General features: G+C 66.4%; 15 protein-coding genes. 4 read left to right on the top strand and 11 right to left on the bottom strand.

Annotated elements, in window-relative coordinates:
• Positions 1–21: 21 nt before the first annotated feature.
• On the bottom strand, positions 22–1,011 hold the full coding sequence (locus ACIBK2_RS13780; protein WP_396966943.1) for an alpha/beta fold hydrolase: 990 nt from the start codon (positions 1,009–1,011) through the stop codon (positions 22–24).
• 54 nt (positions 1,012–1,065) lie between these two features.
• On the opposite strand from ACIBK2_RS13780, the gene ACIBK2_RS13775 reads away from it, so the two are divergent.
• Positions 1,066–1,914 (top strand): SDR family NAD(P)-dependent oxidoreductase, encoded by an 849-nt coding sequence (locus tag ACIBK2_RS13775; RefSeq protein ID WP_396966941.1) that lies wholly within the window; start codon positions 1,066–1,068, stop codon positions 1,912–1,914.
• Positions 1,915–3,236: 1,322 nt separating this feature from the next.
• On the opposite strand, the gene ACIBK2_RS13770 is transcribed toward ACIBK2_RS13775, so the two are convergent.
• Positions 3,237–4,133, bottom strand: coding sequence for a LysR family transcriptional regulator (locus ACIBK2_RS13770; RefSeq protein ID WP_396966939.1), 897 nt, complete (start codon positions 4,131–4,133; stop codon positions 3,237–3,239).
• Positions 4,134–4,202: 69 nt separating this feature from the next.
• Here ACIBK2_RS13770 and ACIBK2_RS13765 point away from each other — a divergent pair, with 69 nt between their 5' ends.
• Positions 4,203–5,336 (top strand): YbfB/YjiJ family MFS transporter, encoded by a 1,134-nt coding sequence (locus tag ACIBK2_RS13765; RefSeq protein ID WP_396966937.1) that lies wholly within the window; start codon positions 4,203–4,205, stop codon positions 5,334–5,336.
• Here ACIBK2_RS13765 and secG read toward each other — a convergent pair.
• The 5 genes from secG to ACIBK2_RS13740 form a co-directional block, all read right to left on the bottom strand.
• On the bottom strand, positions 5,323–5,556 hold the full coding sequence (gene secG, locus ACIBK2_RS13760; RefSeq protein ID WP_357392034.1) for a preprotein translocase subunit SecG: 234 nt from the start codon (positions 5,554–5,556) through the stop codon (positions 5,323–5,325). The genes ACIBK2_RS13765 and secG overlap by 14 nt on opposite strands.
• Positions 5,557–5,616: 60 nt before the next feature.
• Complete coding sequence (locus ACIBK2_RS13755; protein WP_396966935.1) at positions 5,617–7,212, bottom strand: MFS transporter; 1,596 nt, start codon at positions 7,210–7,212, stop codon at positions 5,617–5,619.
• Between the two features lie 314 nt (positions 7,213–7,526).
• A complete protein-coding gene (locus ACIBK2_RS13750; protein ID WP_396966933.1) occupies positions 7,527–8,447 on the bottom strand; it encodes a DMT family transporter in 921 nt (306 codons plus the stop codon).
• Between the two features lie 433 nt (positions 8,448–8,880).
• Positions 8,881–9,408 carry a hypothetical protein gene (locus tag ACIBK2_RS13745; RefSeq protein WP_396966931.1) on the bottom strand — a complete coding sequence of 176 codons (528 nt, stop codon included), beginning with the start codon at positions 9,406–9,408 and terminating at the stop codon, positions 8,881–8,883.
• A gap of 9 nt (positions 9,409–9,417) precedes the next feature.
• Positions 9,418–10,047, bottom strand: coding sequence for a TetR/AcrR family transcriptional regulator (locus ACIBK2_RS13740; RefSeq protein WP_396966929.1), 630 nt, complete (start codon positions 10,045–10,047; stop codon positions 9,418–9,420).
• 169 nt (positions 10,048–10,216) lie between these two features.
• Between ACIBK2_RS13740 and ACIBK2_RS13735 the strand changes: the two genes are divergently transcribed.
• A complete protein-coding gene (locus tag ACIBK2_RS13735) occupies positions 10,217–11,638 on the top strand; it encodes a lipase family protein (protein ID WP_396966927.1) in 1,422 nt (473 codons plus the stop codon).
• A 48-nt stretch (positions 11,639–11,686) separates the two neighbouring features.
• Complete coding sequence (locus ACIBK2_RS13730) at positions 11,687–12,469, top strand: META domain-containing protein (RefSeq protein WP_396966925.1); 783 nt, start codon at positions 11,687–11,689, stop codon at positions 12,467–12,469.
• Here ACIBK2_RS13730 and ACIBK2_RS13725 read toward each other — a convergent pair whose 3' ends face one another.
• From ACIBK2_RS13725 to gap, 4 genes are all read right to left on the bottom strand, one after another.
• Positions 12,470–12,952, bottom strand: a complete 483-nt coding sequence (locus ACIBK2_RS13725; protein WP_396966923.1) for an NUDIX domain-containing protein — start codon at positions 12,950–12,952, stop codon at positions 12,470–12,472.
• A gap of 75 nt (positions 12,953–13,027) precedes the next feature.
• Positions 13,028–13,825 carry a triose-phosphate isomerase gene (tpiA, locus tag ACIBK2_RS13720; protein ID WP_396966921.1) on the bottom strand — a complete coding sequence of 266 codons (798 nt, stop codon included), beginning with the start codon at positions 13,823–13,825 and terminating at the stop codon, positions 13,028–13,030.
• Positions 13,826–13,839: 14 nt separating this feature from the next.
• A complete protein-coding gene (locus ACIBK2_RS13715) occupies positions 13,840–15,054 on the bottom strand; it encodes a phosphoglycerate kinase (protein WP_396966919.1) in 1,215 nt (404 codons plus the stop codon).
• A gap of 4 nt (positions 15,055–15,058) precedes the next feature.
• Positions 15,059–16,078: a type I glyceraldehyde-3-phosphate dehydrogenase gene (gene gap, locus ACIBK2_RS13710; protein ID WP_396966917.1), complete on the bottom strand. Its 1,020-nt coding sequence runs from the start codon at positions 16,076–16,078 to the stop codon at positions 15,059–15,061.
• Positions 16,079–16,251 lie beyond the last annotated feature (173 nt).

The raw sequence follows: 16,251 nt of genomic DNA, 5'->3' as shown, positions 1-16,251 counted from the left end.
AGATGCGGTGGTCGGCGAGTGCTAGGCGGGCACGTCGGATGGGTTGGTGACGAGTTCGCGCAGGTGGGCGGTGAGTAGGTTGTTGACCTCGGTCGCGCGTTCCAGTTGGACCAGATGGCCCGCGTCGGCGATCTTGGTTACTTCGCGCAGGTCGGGGACGGAGTTGCGCAGGGTCGTGAGCGGGTCGCGGCCGCTGAAGCCTTCCATGTCCGGGTCGTGGTCGCCATACATGAAGTAGGCGGGGACGGTGACGGAGGCGTCGGCGTAGTCGGCGGTGAGTTCCCAGTTGCGGTCGAGGGCCCGGTACCAGTTCAGGCCGCCGGTGAAGCCGGTACGTTCGAAATCCTGGGCCAGGGTGTCGAATTCGCTCAGGGAGAGCCAGCGCCATGGCAAGGCAGGTGCCTCGGGGAGGACGTCGAGATATCCGGTGCCCTCAGCGGGGAACTGCCAGGTGTCGAGGTAGTGATAGTCGGCGCTGAGCGAGTAGTAGACCCGGGTCAGGAATTCCCTTGTGCGAGCTGCCAGTTCGGCATCAGCGACGCCAGGTGTCTGAAAGTAGTGCAGGTGCAGGAAGTGTCGCGCAGCGGCCTTCGCCCAGAGTTGGGACGGCGAGCGTGGCGGGCGGGGCGCGAAGGGGTTGTTCAGCACGATGACGCCGCGCACTCGCTCCGGCGCGCGTAATGCCAACTCCCACACCAGCGCCGCGCCGAAGTCCAAGCCGACGAACACCGCCTGTTCGGCTCCGATGTCGTCGAGCAGGGCGAGCAGGTCACCGATCACCGCTTGATTCGTGTAGGACTCGACGTCGGTCGGCACATCGGTCTGCCCGTAACCGCGCAGGTCCGGAGCGATGGCTCGATACCCGGCGGCTGCTACGGACTCCAGTTGGTTGTGCCAGATGAACCAGGTGTGCGGGAAGCCGTGACAGAAGATCACCGGATACCCCTCGCCCTGCTCGGCGACGTGCATTCGGACGCCGTTGGCGGTCACGAACCGATGCGTCAACTCCACTGCGGCCTCCAAAACCTAGAACGTGTTCTCGTTTCACGGTAGTGTCCTGAAGTCGTGAGCGGAATACCTAACCCACTGACCGGCAAGATCGCGGTGGTCACCGGCGCGAGTCGCGGCATCGGCAAGGGCATCGCCTTGGAGCTCGGTGCGGCGGGTGCGACGGTGTACGTCACCGGGCGCACGGATACCCCGGGTCGACTGCCTGGCACGGTTGGCGAAACCGCCGCAGCGATCGACGCGGCTGGTGGCGTCGGCGTTCCGTTCGTCTGCGATCACCGCGACGACGAGGCGGTGCAGCGCCTGTTCCAGCAGATCCGCGACGACCACGGACGCCTCGACGTACTGGTGAACAACGTCTACAACTCCCCCGCCGCGGCACGCTGGCTCGGCAAACCGTTCTGGGAGGTCCCGCCGAAAGCCTGGGACGAGACCTTCGACATCGGCGTCCGATCCCATTACGTAGCAAGCGTTTACGCGGCACCGCTGCTGATCGAGTCGGACGGCTTGATGGTCAACATCTCGTCACCCGGCGCACAGCGCTACATGCACAACGCGGTATACGGCGTCGCGAAGACCGCACTGGACCGCCTCACCGCGGACATGGCCCACAACCTGGCCGATACGAAGGTCACCGTCGTCTCACTATGGCCCGGCATCGTGGACACCGAACTCCTGCAACTAGTTCCAGCCGACGCCCAAGGCCAACGCCTGGTCACCTTGCCAGGCGAAGGCACCTTCGACCTCACCCAGGCCGAAACCCCCCACTTCCCCGGCCGCGCAGTAGTCGCCCTCGCCAACGCCCCCGACCGCCACACCCGCACCGGATCCGCCTGCCGCGTAGCCGATCTCGCCGACGCCTACTCCTTCACCGACCTAGACGGCCGCATCCCCCGCACCGACTAACCCCACCCACCGCTTCCACAAACACCCGCACCACTTCCCAGAATCCGCGCACCCTCTCGGGATCTGCACCGACATTAGGGCCCTATTCCGAGTGCAGATCCCGAGAGAAGGTGCAGATCCGCGCCGCCAACGGCAAGGAATCCCCTCCCGCGCACAAGTTGTGCAGCTGCGCACAAAATTGCTGGCAATTTCGTGCGCAGCTGGACAATTCACGCGCGCCGACCACCGTGGATCACTCGACAGTCCGACCAATGACTACTCGATCTTGTCCAAAGCGCTTGGGATACAACTCCAGCCAGACGACCACGCTGGAACCGCCACCACCCCTTCCTCCAAAGCGCTTGGAACGCAACCACAGCCCGATCGCCCCGCGAAAACCCATCCGTACACCCGTTGTGTCAGCCCCACACCCAGTACAGGGGGTGTGAGGCTGACACAACGGGTGTACGGCTTGTATCTTCCCCACCCCGGGAGCCGGGGTTCGCTGATTATCGAACTCTCGCAACGCAACCGCAGCCAGATGACCACGCTGGAACCCGCACTACGCCGCCCTGGTCTAAACCGCTTGGACACAACCCAGGCCAGATGACCCCCGCTGGAACCGCCACCACCCCACCTCCCCTTCCTCCAAAGCGCTTGGAACGCAACCACAGCCAGATGACCACCTCGGGAACGCGACATCGTGCACCTGACGTACACCTAAAGCCGGGTACGGCAGGCGACGCGCCCAGCACTACTCACGGGAAAACGTGGATAGGTCTTCAGCTTCTATGACCTGTCCACGTGCGGAGTTCCTTAGAAGCTCTTGCCCGATAGGTTCACCTTTTCGGGGGTCTGTGGGTGTACTGGTTCGGGTTGGTGTGCTGAGAGATCTCCGGTGGTGTGCTGGCCCAGGGGTTGTCGACTGGTTCATCGGATGACCGGAGTAGTGCTGGGCGCGTCAGGTGGGGTCCCCGACCTTAGTTATCGGTCAGGTGCGTGATGTCGCGTTCCAGCGTGGTCATCTGGCTGTGGTGCTGTTCTCGAGCGCTTTCGAAGCAGTGAGTGTGTCGTGTGGGCGTTTTGGGGGCCGCGGGGGCTCCGATGTGCACCCTTTGTTCTGGCCGAACACCCTTTCTTCAACCCTCACACCCGGTGCAGGGGGTGTGAGGGGTACAGAAACGGTGAGCGGCCGACCGAGGGGGTGTGAGGTGCACGATCAACGACACCCGAGGTGGCGCTATCAGCGAAATCTGCACTCTCTCTCGGGATCTGCACTCGGAATAGGGCCCTAAAGCCAGTGCAGGTCCCGAGAGAGAGTGCGGATTTCGACGGCATGGGGCTTAGGCGACGGCGAGGAAGCGTTGGACTGCGCGGGAGGGGGTGGTGTGCCATGCGAGGTAGACGTGGGTTGGTGGGGCGTCCGGGATGTCCAGGTAGACAACTCCAGGATGGGGTGCGCGGGTGCGGGCAACGGCGGGGGCGCCGCCGATGCCGCGGTTGGCCGCGACCAGTTCGATCCACTCCTCGAAGTTCCGGCAGGTGATGATCGGGCGGTTCGGGTCGCGCTGATCCCACGATTCGGCGTGGGTGGTGCCGGATACCACGTTCACCACGAGCGGATATCCGGCGAGATCTGCCCAGCGCAGATCGGTTGCCGTCGTGAGCGGTGAGTTCGCGGCGACGGCGAGTATCCGCTGTTCGGTGGCGATCAGCCGCGATTCGAGATGGCCGGGCAGTTGGGTCTCGCCGCGGTATATGGCGATATCGATGGACCTGGCGTCGAGCGCGGCCAGCGGATCATCGATGCGTCGGAGCGTGATGCGACCGCCGAGTGCCTCGTAGCGGCGACGGGTCGCGGCCAGCCAGGTGGTGGGCAGCAGCCAGGCGAACCCCACCTCGACGGCGGCACGGGACCGGAGCTGAGCGGTGACCGTGTCGACGTCGGCGAGGATTCGCCTGGCATGCGCCAGCAGTTCGGCACCCTCCTCGGTCAGTTCGAAGCGCCGGGACGTGCGTTCGATGAGACGGCACTCGATGTGCCGCTCCAGTTGCTGGATCGTCCTGGTCAGCGCGGGTTGGCTCAGGTGGAGTCGGACGGCGGCGCGGGTGTAGTTCGACTCCTCGCACAGCGCGACGTACGCGCGGAGATGCCGTAGCTCGATATTCGCCGCCCCACCTACGCTCGGACCTCCCGCCGCAGACGAAGGCGCTCTGTCCGGCAGCGCATCTTCGTCCATGCTTCCAGCGTATACATGGTGCACAGAAAGCATTTCACAGACGAAAAACCAGACCGTACGGTCACTGTAGTGACCGCAACCCTCGCTCCCGCACCGCGCCACAGCCTCGCACCCGCCTTCGCCGCCGCCGCGGGATTGGCCGCCGCGATGGGTGTCGGCCGGTTCGTCTACACGCCGCTGCTGCCGATCATGGTGGACGCGCACCAGATCACCACCAATGACGGCGCGGTGATCGCGACCGCCAACTACGCGGGCTATCTACTCGGCGCCATTCTGCTCACGCGCTGGCCGGAACTGAACAGCCGCAACATCTTCCGCATCTCCGCCGTGCTGCTGATCATCAGCGAGTTGCTGATGGCCGTGCCCGCGCCGACGATTTTCCCTGCGGCACTGCGCCTTATCGCCGGTGTCACCAGCGCCGTCATCTTCGTCGCGTGCGCCGGGGTCGCCGCCAGACACGGCAGCAGTCGGGACGCGGCCGGAATCGCCATCAGCGGAGTCGGTTTCGGCATCGCGCTCACCGGGTTGCTGGTTTTGGCGGTGCGACCGTTCCTGGGTTGGCAGAGCATGTGGCTGGTCTCGGCAGCGCTGACCGTGGTGTTGCTGATGCCCGCGTTGCGTCTCGATATCCAGCCCGGTCGCCGCGCGGGCAAGGCCACCATCCGGTCGAAGGGTGCGTGGCGGGCGCTGCTGGTCTCCTATTTTCTGGAGGGCCTCGGGTACATCGTGATCGGCACGTTCCTGGTGGCAGCGGTCAGTGATCAGCGCGGACAAGTAGTCGGCGCGTGGATTTGGGTGGTGGTCGGCGCGGCCGCGGTGCCTGCCACCGTGCTGTGGGGTGTTGCCGCGCGCCGCTGGAGTCCGGCGGTCGCGATGCCGATCGCGCTACTGGCGCAGTGTGTTTCGGCGGTGCTGCCCGCCGTGTCGGCCGCGGTGTGGCCTGCCCTGCTGTCGGCGGCGCTGTTCGGCGCGACCTTCGTCGGCATCGTGATGCTGGCGATTCGGATCGGCGGTGAACTGTCGGACGGCAACGTGGCGGCACCACTCACCGCCGTCTATGGCGCGGGGCAGATGCTCGGTCCATTGGTGGTGGCGCCGGTAATCGGCGACAGCTATCCGGCCGCGTTCGTCATCGCCGCCATGGTGCTGGCGGGCGCGACGATCGCGGCCGGTGTGGTGACGCGCCTGATCAGGCGAACTTGATCTCCAGGCCGATGCCGACGATGGCGATGAGCCAGACCAGGCCGGTGAAGACAGTGATTCGGTCGAGGTTTTTCTCCACAACGGTCGAGCCAGAGAGGCTGGACTGCACACCGCCGCCGAACAGGCTGGACAGACCTCCACCCTTGGCGCGGTGCAGCAGCACCAGCAGCACCAGCAGCACGCTGGCGATGATCAGGAGGATATCGAGGAACATCCGCATGCCGGACAGTGTATGCGGACGATCCGATCCCACCGAATCAGGCACTCGGCAAGGGCGATCCTAAGCAGGCAAGATCGCGACCAAGTGGGTGATCTGGTCGTCCCCAATGGTGAATTTGTACGCCTCCTGCTCGCGGATCTGATCCTGCGCGGTGAGCCTGACCTGGTGCTGGTGCATGTGCTCGGCCCAGGACCGGACCACGAACGCCTCGACGTAGCGGTCCAGCACGCCGATGTCGCGATACAGCCGCCACTCCATCGCGCCGGTGCGCTGCCGGGACCGGCCGACGAACACCATCGCGGTCATGAACTCGTCCAGATTCTCCGGCGGCACGTCATAGGTGCGCAGCACCATGACCGGTCCGTCGGCCGGATCGGGTTCGACGACGACCTGCGGTTCCGGCCAGAACGCCGCAGGCGTCTGATCCATGTTCTCCGCGTTGTGACTGATCGGCAGCCACACCGTGCTCACCGCGCAGAGCCCGAGCAGCACCGCCGCGGTCAGCAGCGCGAACACCGGCCCGGCCGCGCCGGCCACCACACCCCAGACCAGCGAGCCGATCGCCTGCCCGCCCATGAACACCAGCAGATACACCGAGAGCCCGCGCGCACGCACCCACGCGGGCAGCAGCAACTGCATGGTCGAGTTCATCGTGGACATGGCGAGCAGCCAGGCGAAACCGGCGAAAACCAGCAGCACCAACACCAGCGGCACCACGTGCAGCACCGCGGTGCCCGCCGACGCGATCCCGAACAGCACGGCGGCCGTGCTCAGCCGCTGCGTGGGCGTCATCAGGGTGCGCAGCCGCGAAAGACCGACCGCGCCGAGCACCGCACCGATGCCGAGCGCAGCGAGCATCAGCCCGTAGCCGGACGAGCCGAGCCCGAGTTCGTCGCGCGCGATCACCGGCAGCAGCGCCCAGATCGCGCTCGCCGGTGCGATGAACAGGATCGAGCGCAACAGCACCCGCCGGATCGCGGGTGCCGCCTTGATGAACCGGGTCCCGGCCTGCAGCGCCGCCAACGGGCGCTCGCTCGGCAGCAGCCGATCCGTCGCGGGCCTGCGCCACAACGCGAGCACCGCGACGATGCCGCCGAACGACACCGCGTTGAGCACGAACACGAACGTCGGCCCGGACAGCGAGACCAGCACACCCGCGATCGCGGGCCCCACCGCTCGCCCGATATTGATGCTCATGCTGCCAAGCGCGGCCGCCGACGGAATCTGTTCGCGCGGCACCAGTTCCGGCTGAATCGCCTGCCAGGCGGGCCCGGTGAGCGCCTGCCCGCAGCCGATCAGGAACAGCAGAATGAGCAATACCGAGGGGGTGGTGTGCCCGGTCGCCGTCGACACCGCGAGCACCGCGGCGAGCACCGCCATCGTCGACTGCGCGCCCAGCAACAGCCTGCGCCGATCGACCAGGTCGGCGATCACGCCGGACGGAATGGCAAGCAGCATCACCGGCAGCGTGATCGCGGTCTGCACGAACGACACCAGCACGGCCGCATTCGGCTCGTCGACCAACACCCACTGCGCGCCGACGGTCTGCATCCAGGTGCCCAGGTTCGACACCAGTTGCGCGATCCACAACGCGCGATACACCCTCGACCTCAACGGAGCCCAGGTCGAGACAGCGGTGTTAGGCGCGGTGATCACTCACCGAAGCTTAGCCATCCGAACGGCAGGGTCGCCGCGCCGGTCGTGACGGCACGCCGTCGCGGCTGGACCGCGCCAGCCCGATCCTGGTCGGCGCGCCGAGGAATGTCGTCGAGGCGCTCCCATGGTGATCGAACGTACGAGGATCGACATCGTCGCGCATCGTGCGCGAGCTGATGTGACGTCGCGTGAGCGAGCGTCAGCGAGAAGACCGAAAATACAGCGCGCCGGTGCGCACGACGGGACCGAGGGCCAGCGAGGTGGAGTCGTCTATGTGTCGGCCTCCGCCACGGTAGGAGCGGATCGGTTGCGGCTCAGTCCATCCGGCCCGTGGTTTCGCCGGTGCTCGGGCGACTGCTCGCGAGAATCAGTGCCACAGTGAGGAGGGCGGCACCGAGCATACCCAGTGGAGTCAGTCGTTCGCCGAGGACGATGGCGGCGAGGATTGCGCCGGTGAGAGGTTCGAGCAGAGCGAGGATCGCGGCGGTGCCGGGTCCGGCGTCGGGTAGGCCGCGGAAGTACAGGGTGTAGGCGATTGCTGTCGGCACCAATCCGAGGGCAGCGAGCAGGGCGAAGCTGCCGATGTTCGGGGCGAACGTGATTCCGGTGGTGATCGCCAGTGGGGCGAGTAGTGCTGCGCCACCGGTGAATCCGAGGCCGGTCGTGGTCATCGGGTCGAGGCCGGGTACCGGCCGGGCACTGATCACGGTGACCGTCGCGAACGCCGCTGCGGCCACGACGGCGAGAGCCGCACCGGCAAGCAGTCCAGCGGATCCCACCTCATCAGACGGAACGCCGACCAGCAGTGCCAATCCGGACAGGGCCAGCCCGATAGTCGCGGCCCGCCTGCGATCCACGACACGCCGGCCGGTGAGCTGTTCCAGCACTGCGACCACCACTGGTGACGCACCGATGGTAATCAGCGTGGCGACGCTGACCGACGACGCCGCTACCGCCCCGAAATAGCACGCCTGGAAGGTGGCGGCCAATACCGCGACCGCGCCGATTCTGCGCCAGGCCAAGAGATTTCGAGGCCAAGGCCGCCGGGTTGCGGCAAGGAGGGCAACAAGCAACAACCCGCCGACGGCAAGTCGGCACGTGGCCACCGCGATCGGTGACAACCCGGTGGCACGCCCGAGCAGCGTACCGAGCAAACCGCCGGTGCCCCAGAGCATTCCGGCGCCGACGAGGTAGACCAACCCGGAACGGCCGGTCGTAGACAGAGATATGGACATGAAAGGTTCGCGCTCCTGCGACAGAGAGGGATGGGGTCGCGGAAGCGAGGTGCACAACGAATGCCGAACAGACGCACAAGCCCGTACCGTCCGTCCTCAGACCACGCATCGCCACAGCGAATGCGCAGATACGCGGAACGAGCATCACCGAACTCGGCTGCTCAGACCGCACATCGCCGTAGCGCGCAGTAACGGGGGCACCACCCGACGCGGTCCGTCAGACCGCGCTTGGCTGGGCTGATACGGAAGTACGCCTACACCTCGCTCAGGAGGCAGGCGGCGGAGTAATCGGGAAGCATCGATGCACGGGGCCGATCCTAATGGCCAGCGGCGCGGCTTGTCGCATGCATTGCCGCTCGGGCGCTCGCAGTGCTGGATCTGCCGCAGTCCTGCCCGCCGACTCGACACTCAGCCGATAGGGACGCACACACGATTACCGCTCGAGCGCGCGCAGCAACGGATCTGCCGCGATCCTGGCCGCGGTCTCGGCGTCCGGCAGGTAGGGGCGTGCTCGTACGATCCACTCGGAGCGCAGTTCGGGGATCGTCACCTGTTGTTCGTCCCAGTCGGAATACAGCCGACCGGTCCAGTCCATTTCGGCTGCGCCGTCGGGGTCGCCGAGGGTGTGGGCAAGGTGGTCGTTCCATGCCGAGTACGACGTGGCAAGCGTGCAGGCCTCCGGCGCACGGAGTTTCAGCAACCACCTACCGTGCGCCCATTCATGGTCTCCGAGAAGCGCATTCGCGGTGCGCCGGACGGAACCGCCGCGAAGTCCGCGACCCGGCCAGCACCATACCGGCGGCGAATCTCCGCAATCGATACCGCGCCTTGCCATTTCGGCGGCCATCACCCGGAACGCCGGCCGAAAATTCGAGGACACCAGATCCCAGCTCGCACGGTAGCAACCACTCTCGCGCACCGCGGCGACCACCTCGGGTGCCTGCAGCGTCCACAACCTCATCCGCGCGACCTATTCCTCCGCCGAACCGGCGTAGGTGCGCAACAGGTCCGCGACCAGCGTGAGGACCGATTCGTCGAGTTCGGGCCGCTGATACACACCTCGAACGACCGCCTGCCCCGAGAACACGTGCAGCGCCATGAAGAAAATGGGTTCGCGCAGCCGCTGCGGGAACTGGTCCAGCACTCCCGTGTGGTCTACTGCGGCGGCGATCTCGTCGTAATAGCTCTCGACCGTCGGCGCGATCCTGACCCGCAGTTCGGCGTCCGACCGGGCCGCGAGGTAGATCTCGCGCAGCGCGTGGGTGACGCCGTCGGACTGGGCCTCCTGCAGGAAGCGCAACGCGGTGTCGAGCGGGTTCGCGTGCTCGCCGAGGTGTTCCATCACCACGGTGAACGCGGCGAGTTGCCGCGCGACGATCTCCTCTGCGGTCCGCACGATCAGGTCGAGCCTGCTGTCGAACTGCCGGAACATCGCCCCGACGGACAGCCCGGCCCGCCCGCAGATCTCCTGCACGGTCGTGCGCTGATAGCCGACCTCGCCGATCGCGGCGATCGTCGCGTCGATCAACTTGGCGACGGTGGCGGCGCGGCGTTCCTGCTGCGTCCGGCGTGGACGCGGTGTTTCGGCGCTCCCGGTCATGATTGCCCATCCTGCCCGGTCCGGCTCGAACCGGCCGTCATCGGGTCAGCGTGATCGTTGACACAGCGACAGCGTGGACCCTACAGTCGACCCGCCAGTTAGGAAATAGTTGCTCTCTTTTTACCCGGGAGCTGGCTCGCAATGTTGCGTAGAGGTCGAGGAGTTCCGAATGAAGATGGGCACTGCCGCAAGCACCAAAAGGATGGTCGCGCACACTTGCCTGGCTCTGACCGCGGGGTTGACCGTCGCGGTATGTCCATTGACGATCGCTGCCGCACATGCGGATCCGGTTTCGGTGGCACCCCCGCTACCGTTCCCGCTGCCGCCCGCTCCGCCGTTCTTGGACCCTGGGTTCTACAACCCCGATCCGGCCACGGTGGCCGCAGCCCAGCCGGGTGAGATCCTGTCCGCGCGCCAGGTCAACCTCGCCAATGCCTGGCTGATCCCGCTCAACACGCGAGCCTGGCAGTTGTCCTATCGCAGCACCAACACCCGCGGCGAAGCCATTCCCGCGGTCGCCACGGTGATCGTGCCGTATCGCCCAGCACCCAGCGGGCAGCGCGGACTGGTCTCGTTCCAAATCGCCGAGGATTCGCTCTCGCAGAACTGCGCACCGTCCTATGCCTTGCAGATGGGGTCGCTGCCCAACCCGCTGAATCCGATTCATCAATTGGAGTTCATCGAGATACAGGCCATGCTCCAGCTGGGGCACGCAGTGGTCATCCCCGACCATGAGGGACCGAACGCGGCCTACGCCGTCGGCCCCCTCGGCGGCCGGATCACCCTCGACGGGATCCGCGCGGCAGAGAACTTCGACGAGGCCGGTCTGCCCGGCGCGGCCACCCGCACCGTCCTGTGGGGCTACTCCGGCGGCGCCATCCCGACCGGACATGCCGCCGAACTACAACCCCAGTACGCGCCCGAGCTGAACCTCGTCGGCTCCGCGACCGGCGGCCTGATGGCCGACATCACCATGGCCGCCGACTACAACAACGGCACCTCGACCTTCGGTGGCGCGGTGCTCGGTGGATTGTTCGGCGTGGCAAGGGAATACCCGCAGGTCAACAAGTTCATCGATCAGTACATGAACCCGTTCGGCAAGGCATTACGGGTGGTGCACGAAGGGCAGTGTGTCGCACTGCAATTCGCGGGCTTCCCGTTCGTGAACATCAAAGGCCTGTTCGACTACCCCGGCGGTGATCCGCTGCGCGCGCCCGAAATGCAGCCAGTACTGAACGAATTGGCCCTCGGGCGGCGCGGCACCCCCACCGCGCCGATCTACATCTACGAGGCCCCGCTCGACGAGGTCATGCCGGTGAACGCGGTCAACAAGCTCTACGACACCTACTGCAAGGATCCGAACGCCAAGGTCGCTTACACCCGTGACCTGCTCAGCGAACACGGTGTCGCCGCCGTCTCAGGTGCGGGTTCGGCCGTGATCTGGCTGAACGATCGGCTCAACGGCATCCCCGCCGCGGATGGCTGCAACAATCGCGACGTCCCTTCGGAGATCCTCGACCCCGGCGCGATCGGCACGGTCGTCAACACCATCGGCGGAGTGCTCGCCTCCGCGCTCGGCATGCCGGTCTGACCTGCCGAACACCAGGCCGAACCGCACGCCGTCGGTAGCATCGCCGTCATGTCGGCTACCTTTCTGCGGTTCGGCCCGGTCGCCCTGTTGGCTCTCCTCGCGGTCACCGCCTGCTCGAGCGGCGACTCGGACTCGAACTCGACCGCGCCGACCCTTGCGGGCCGCACCTTCCTCTCCATCGCAGTCGACGGCGCGCCGATCCCCGGCGGCGGCCCGCTGACCCTCTCCTTCAAAGACGACCGGATCGCCGCAGACGCGGGCTGCAACTCCTATTCGGGCGCGGTCGCACTGGACAACAACAAACTGCACGTGACCGGCCTGGCAGGCACCCTCATGGCCTGCGCAGGCGACCACGCGGGTGCCGACGAATGGCTCAACGGCCTACTGACTTCCGATCCCACCTGGCAACTCGACGACACCAAGCTGACCTTGAAGAACGACAAGCTGACGGTGACCATGCAGGACAAGAAGGTGGCCAACCCGGACCGCCCGATCAAGGGCCGCACTTGGATCGTCACCGCCCTCATCACCCCCGACGCCCAAATCCGTTCCCAGACAATCGATGAGGTGAAACCAACCCTCACCATCTCTGAAGACGGCACCGTCTCCGGCACCGCAGGCTGCAACCGAATGACCGGCCACGCAACAGGTCCCGACACCGACCTCACCTTCCAAATCGCCACCACCAAGATGCTGTGCTCCCCCGAGGTAATGGAGGTCGAGCAAGCAGTCTTGAAAGCCTTGGACGGCAAGACAACCGCCACGGTAGACGCCGACACCCTCACCCTCCGCAACACCAACGGCAACGGCCTCACCCTCCGCGCCGAGTAATCAGCACACGACGAACCCGTCCTCCAGATAGGCCGTAATGCCCTCGGCCCGAGCGCGGTTCGCTGCCGCCACCCGCCTGGCCAGCACCGCAGGCAGACGCGCCGCTGCCGCAGCCGTGTCACACCAGGCCCAGCTCCGAAGCTCTTGCGCAGGAAGCGATATCGCCTCGGCCTGTTCGGCGCTCAGCACTCCACCGTCGAAGACGAGCATCACCCCATCGGTCGGATAGCGGCCCGACGGAACCCAATCCAGTACCAGCAGCCGCCCGATGGGCACCGTCAGTCCCAACTCCTCGCCGATCTCCCGGACGACTGCGACGTATGGCGATTCATCGGCTTCCACAACGCCGCCCGGCAGTTCCCAGTGGTCCTTGTATGTCGGCTCGACCAGGAGCACCCGTTCCGCCTCGTCGACGAATAACGCACCGGCCCCCATAGGCTTACGCGGCAGCGCCGCAAGGTATTCAGCTCGCTCGGTCGGCATGGGGCACAGACTATCCACAACAGAGCAGAGCCGGGCAGCGCTGACGCGGTGCCCGGCTCTGGTGGGTGGAAACGGTTACGGCAGGGGGCCACCTGCGGCGATTGCGGACAGGGTGGCGAACTCGTCACCCTTGAGCGAGGCGCCGCCGACCAGGGCACCGTCGATGTCGGTTTGGCCGACGAGCTCGCCGACGTTCTTGGCGTTGACCGAGCCGCCGTAGAGCACCCGGACGCCGGCGGCGATCTCCGGGGAGGCCAGCTTGGCCAGCTCCGCGCGGATCGCGCCGCAGACTTCCTGCGCGTCGGCGGGGGTGGCGACCTTGCCGGTGCCGATGGCCCAGACCGGCTCGTAGGCGATGACGACCTTCGAGATCTCCTCCGCCGTCAGGCCTTTCAGCGAACCACGCAGCTGCTCGAGGTTGTACTCGACGTGCGTCTTCGCCTCGCGGACGTTCAGGCCCTCACCGATGCAGACGATCGGCGTGATCCCGTACTTCAGCGCCTGCTTGGCCTTGGCCAGCACGGTGGCGTCGTCCTCGTGGTGGTACTGCCGCCGCTCGGAGTGACCGACCGCGACGAAGGTGCAGCCGAGCTTGGCCAGCATCGCGCCGCTGATCTCGCCGGTGTAGGCACCCGAGTCGTGCGCCGAAATATCTTGCGCCCCATAGGTGAGCAGCAGCTTGTCGCCCTCCACCAGCGTCTGCACGCTGCGCAGATCGGTGAACGGCGGCAGCACCGAGACATCGACCTTGGCGAAGTACTTCTCCGGCAACGCGAAGGCGATCTTCTGCACCAGCGCGATCGCCTCGAGGTGGTTGAGGTTGAGCTTCCAGTTGCCCGCGATGAGCGGCTTCCTGGCGAGAGACTTGGTCACAGTCGTAGCACTCCTCAATCTTCCAGCACTGCGATGCCCGGAAGTTCCTTGCCCTCCAGGTATTCCAGCGACGCGCCGCCGCCGGTGGAGATGTGCGAGAAACCGTCGTCGGGCAGCCCGAGCGCACGCACGGCCGCAGCCGAGTCGCCACCGCCGACCACGGTGAACGCGCCCTTACCGGTCGCGGTGACGATGGCCTCGGCCACGCCCTTGGTACCGGCCGCGAAGCTCTCGAACTCGAACACGCCCATCGGGCCGTTCCAGAACACCGTCTTCGCCTCGGTCAGCAGCGCGGCGAACCGGCTGGTCGACTCGGGGCCGATGTCCAGACCCATCCAGCCGTCCGGAATCTCGTGTGCCGGAACAACCTTCGAGTCCGCGTCGGCCGCGAACTTGTTCGCCACCACGATATCGCGCGGCAGGTGAATGACGTCCGCGTACCGGTCGAGCAGGTCCTTGCAGGTGTCGATCATCTCTTCCTGCAGCAGCGAGGTGCCCACCGAAAGGCCCTGTGCGGCAAGGAAGGTGAAGCACATGCCGCCGCCGATGACCAGCGTGTCCACCTTCGGCGCGAGCGCCTCGATGACCGCGAGCTTGTCGGAGACCTTGGACCCGCCGAGCACGACCGCGTACGGCCGCTCGGTGTCCGTGGTCAGCTTGGCGAGCACCTCGACCTCGGCGGCGACCAGCTTGCCCGCGTAGTGCGGCAGCAGCTCGGCCACGTCGTACACCGACGCCTGCTTGCGGTGCACCACACCGAAGCCGTCGGACACGAACGCGCCGTCGTCGCCGACCAGCTCGACCAACGCGGCGGCGAGCTTGGCCCGCTGAGCGTCGTCCTTGCTGGTTTCGCGCGGGTCGAAGCGGATGTTCTCCAGCAGGAGCACATCGCCGTCGGTCAGCCCCTCGGAGCGCGCGAGCGCGTCCCCGCCGACCACGTCACCGGCGAGCTGGACGTTGCGGCCCAGTTCCGCGGCGAGCTTCGCGGCGACCGGCGCCAGCGAAAGCTTCGGGTCCCGCTCGCCTTTCGGCCGGCCGAGGTGCGCCGTGACGACCACCTTCGCGCCGGCCTCGGCCAGCGCCTTGATGGTCGGCACCGACGCGATGATCCGACCGGGATCGGTGATCTGGCCGCTGTCGTCGAGGGGGACGTTCAGGTCGGAGCGCACGAGCACGCCCCGACCTTCGACACCCTCGCTGAGCAGATCGTCGAGAGTTTTGACTGTCATGGCCTCAGAGCGACTTGCCGACGAGGCCGATGAGGTCGGCGAGACGGTTCGAGTAGCCCCACTCGTTGTCGTACCAGCCGACGACCTTCACCTGATCGTCGATGACCTTGGTCAGCGGCGCGTCGTAGATGCAGGAGTGCGGGTCGGTGACGATGTCGCTGGACACGATCGGGTCCACGTTGTACTTGAGGTAGCCCTTCAGCGCGCCCGCGGCGGCGGCCTGGTACGCGGCGTTGATCTCCTCGATCGAGGCCGACTTGGCCAGCTTCACGGTGAGGTCGGTGACCGAGCCCGTCGGGACCGGCACGCGCAGCGCGTAGCCGTCCAGCTTGCCCTGCAATTCGGGGAGCACCAGGCCGATGGCCTTCGCGGCGCCGGTGCCGGTGGGCACGATGTTCAGCGCGGCGGCGCGGGCGCGACGCAGGTCAGCGTGCGGCGCGTCCTGCAGGTTCTGGTCCTGCGTGTACGCGTGGATGGTGGTCATCAGGCCACGCTCGATGCCGAAGGCATCGTGCAGCACCTTGGCCAGCGGGCCGAGGCAGTTGGTGGTGCACGAGGCGTTGGAGATGATGTTCTGGCTGCCGTCGTACTTGTCGTCGTTGACGCCCATGACCACGGTCAGGTCCTCACCCTTGGCGGGTGCGGAGATGATGACCTTCTTGGCGCCGGACGCGAGGTGGCCCTTGGCCTTCGTCGCGTCGGTGAAGATGCCGGTCGACTCCACGACCACGTCGACACCCAGGTCGCCCCACGGCAGTGCCGACGGGCCCTCCTTGATGGCCAGCGCCTTGAGCCGCTGGTCACCGACCACGATGGTGTCGTCGCCGTCGAGCGAGACGTCCTGCGGCAAGCGGCCCAGGATCGAGTCGTACTTGAGCAGGGTCGCGAGAGTCGCGTTGTCGGTGAGGTCGTTGACCGCGACGATCTCGATGTCGGTGGTGCCCAGCGCCTTCTGCGCCTCCACCGCCCGGAAGAAGTTACGTCCGATACGACCGAAGCCGTTGATGCCTACCCGGACAGTCACGTTATCGCTCCTCAGCTTTCAAGCGGATCATTCCGATGTCTTGTAACAGTAGTGCCCGCCTGTTATCGCACTGACATGCACCTGGACACACCACCACGGTAACCAGCGAAATCAATCACCGACCGGTCTGTTTCCTCACAGTACGGTGCGCCTACCTGCGGCGCAGCACCGTC

The organism is Nocardia sp. NPDC050175 (genome assembly GCF_044459885.1).
In the GTDB taxonomy this organism is placed as follows: Bacteria; Actinomycetota; Actinomycetes; order Mycobacteriales; family Mycobacteriaceae; genus Nocardia.
Note: the sequence above shows the minus strand (reverse complement) of the source record. Positions and strands in the feature narration are given on the sequence as shown.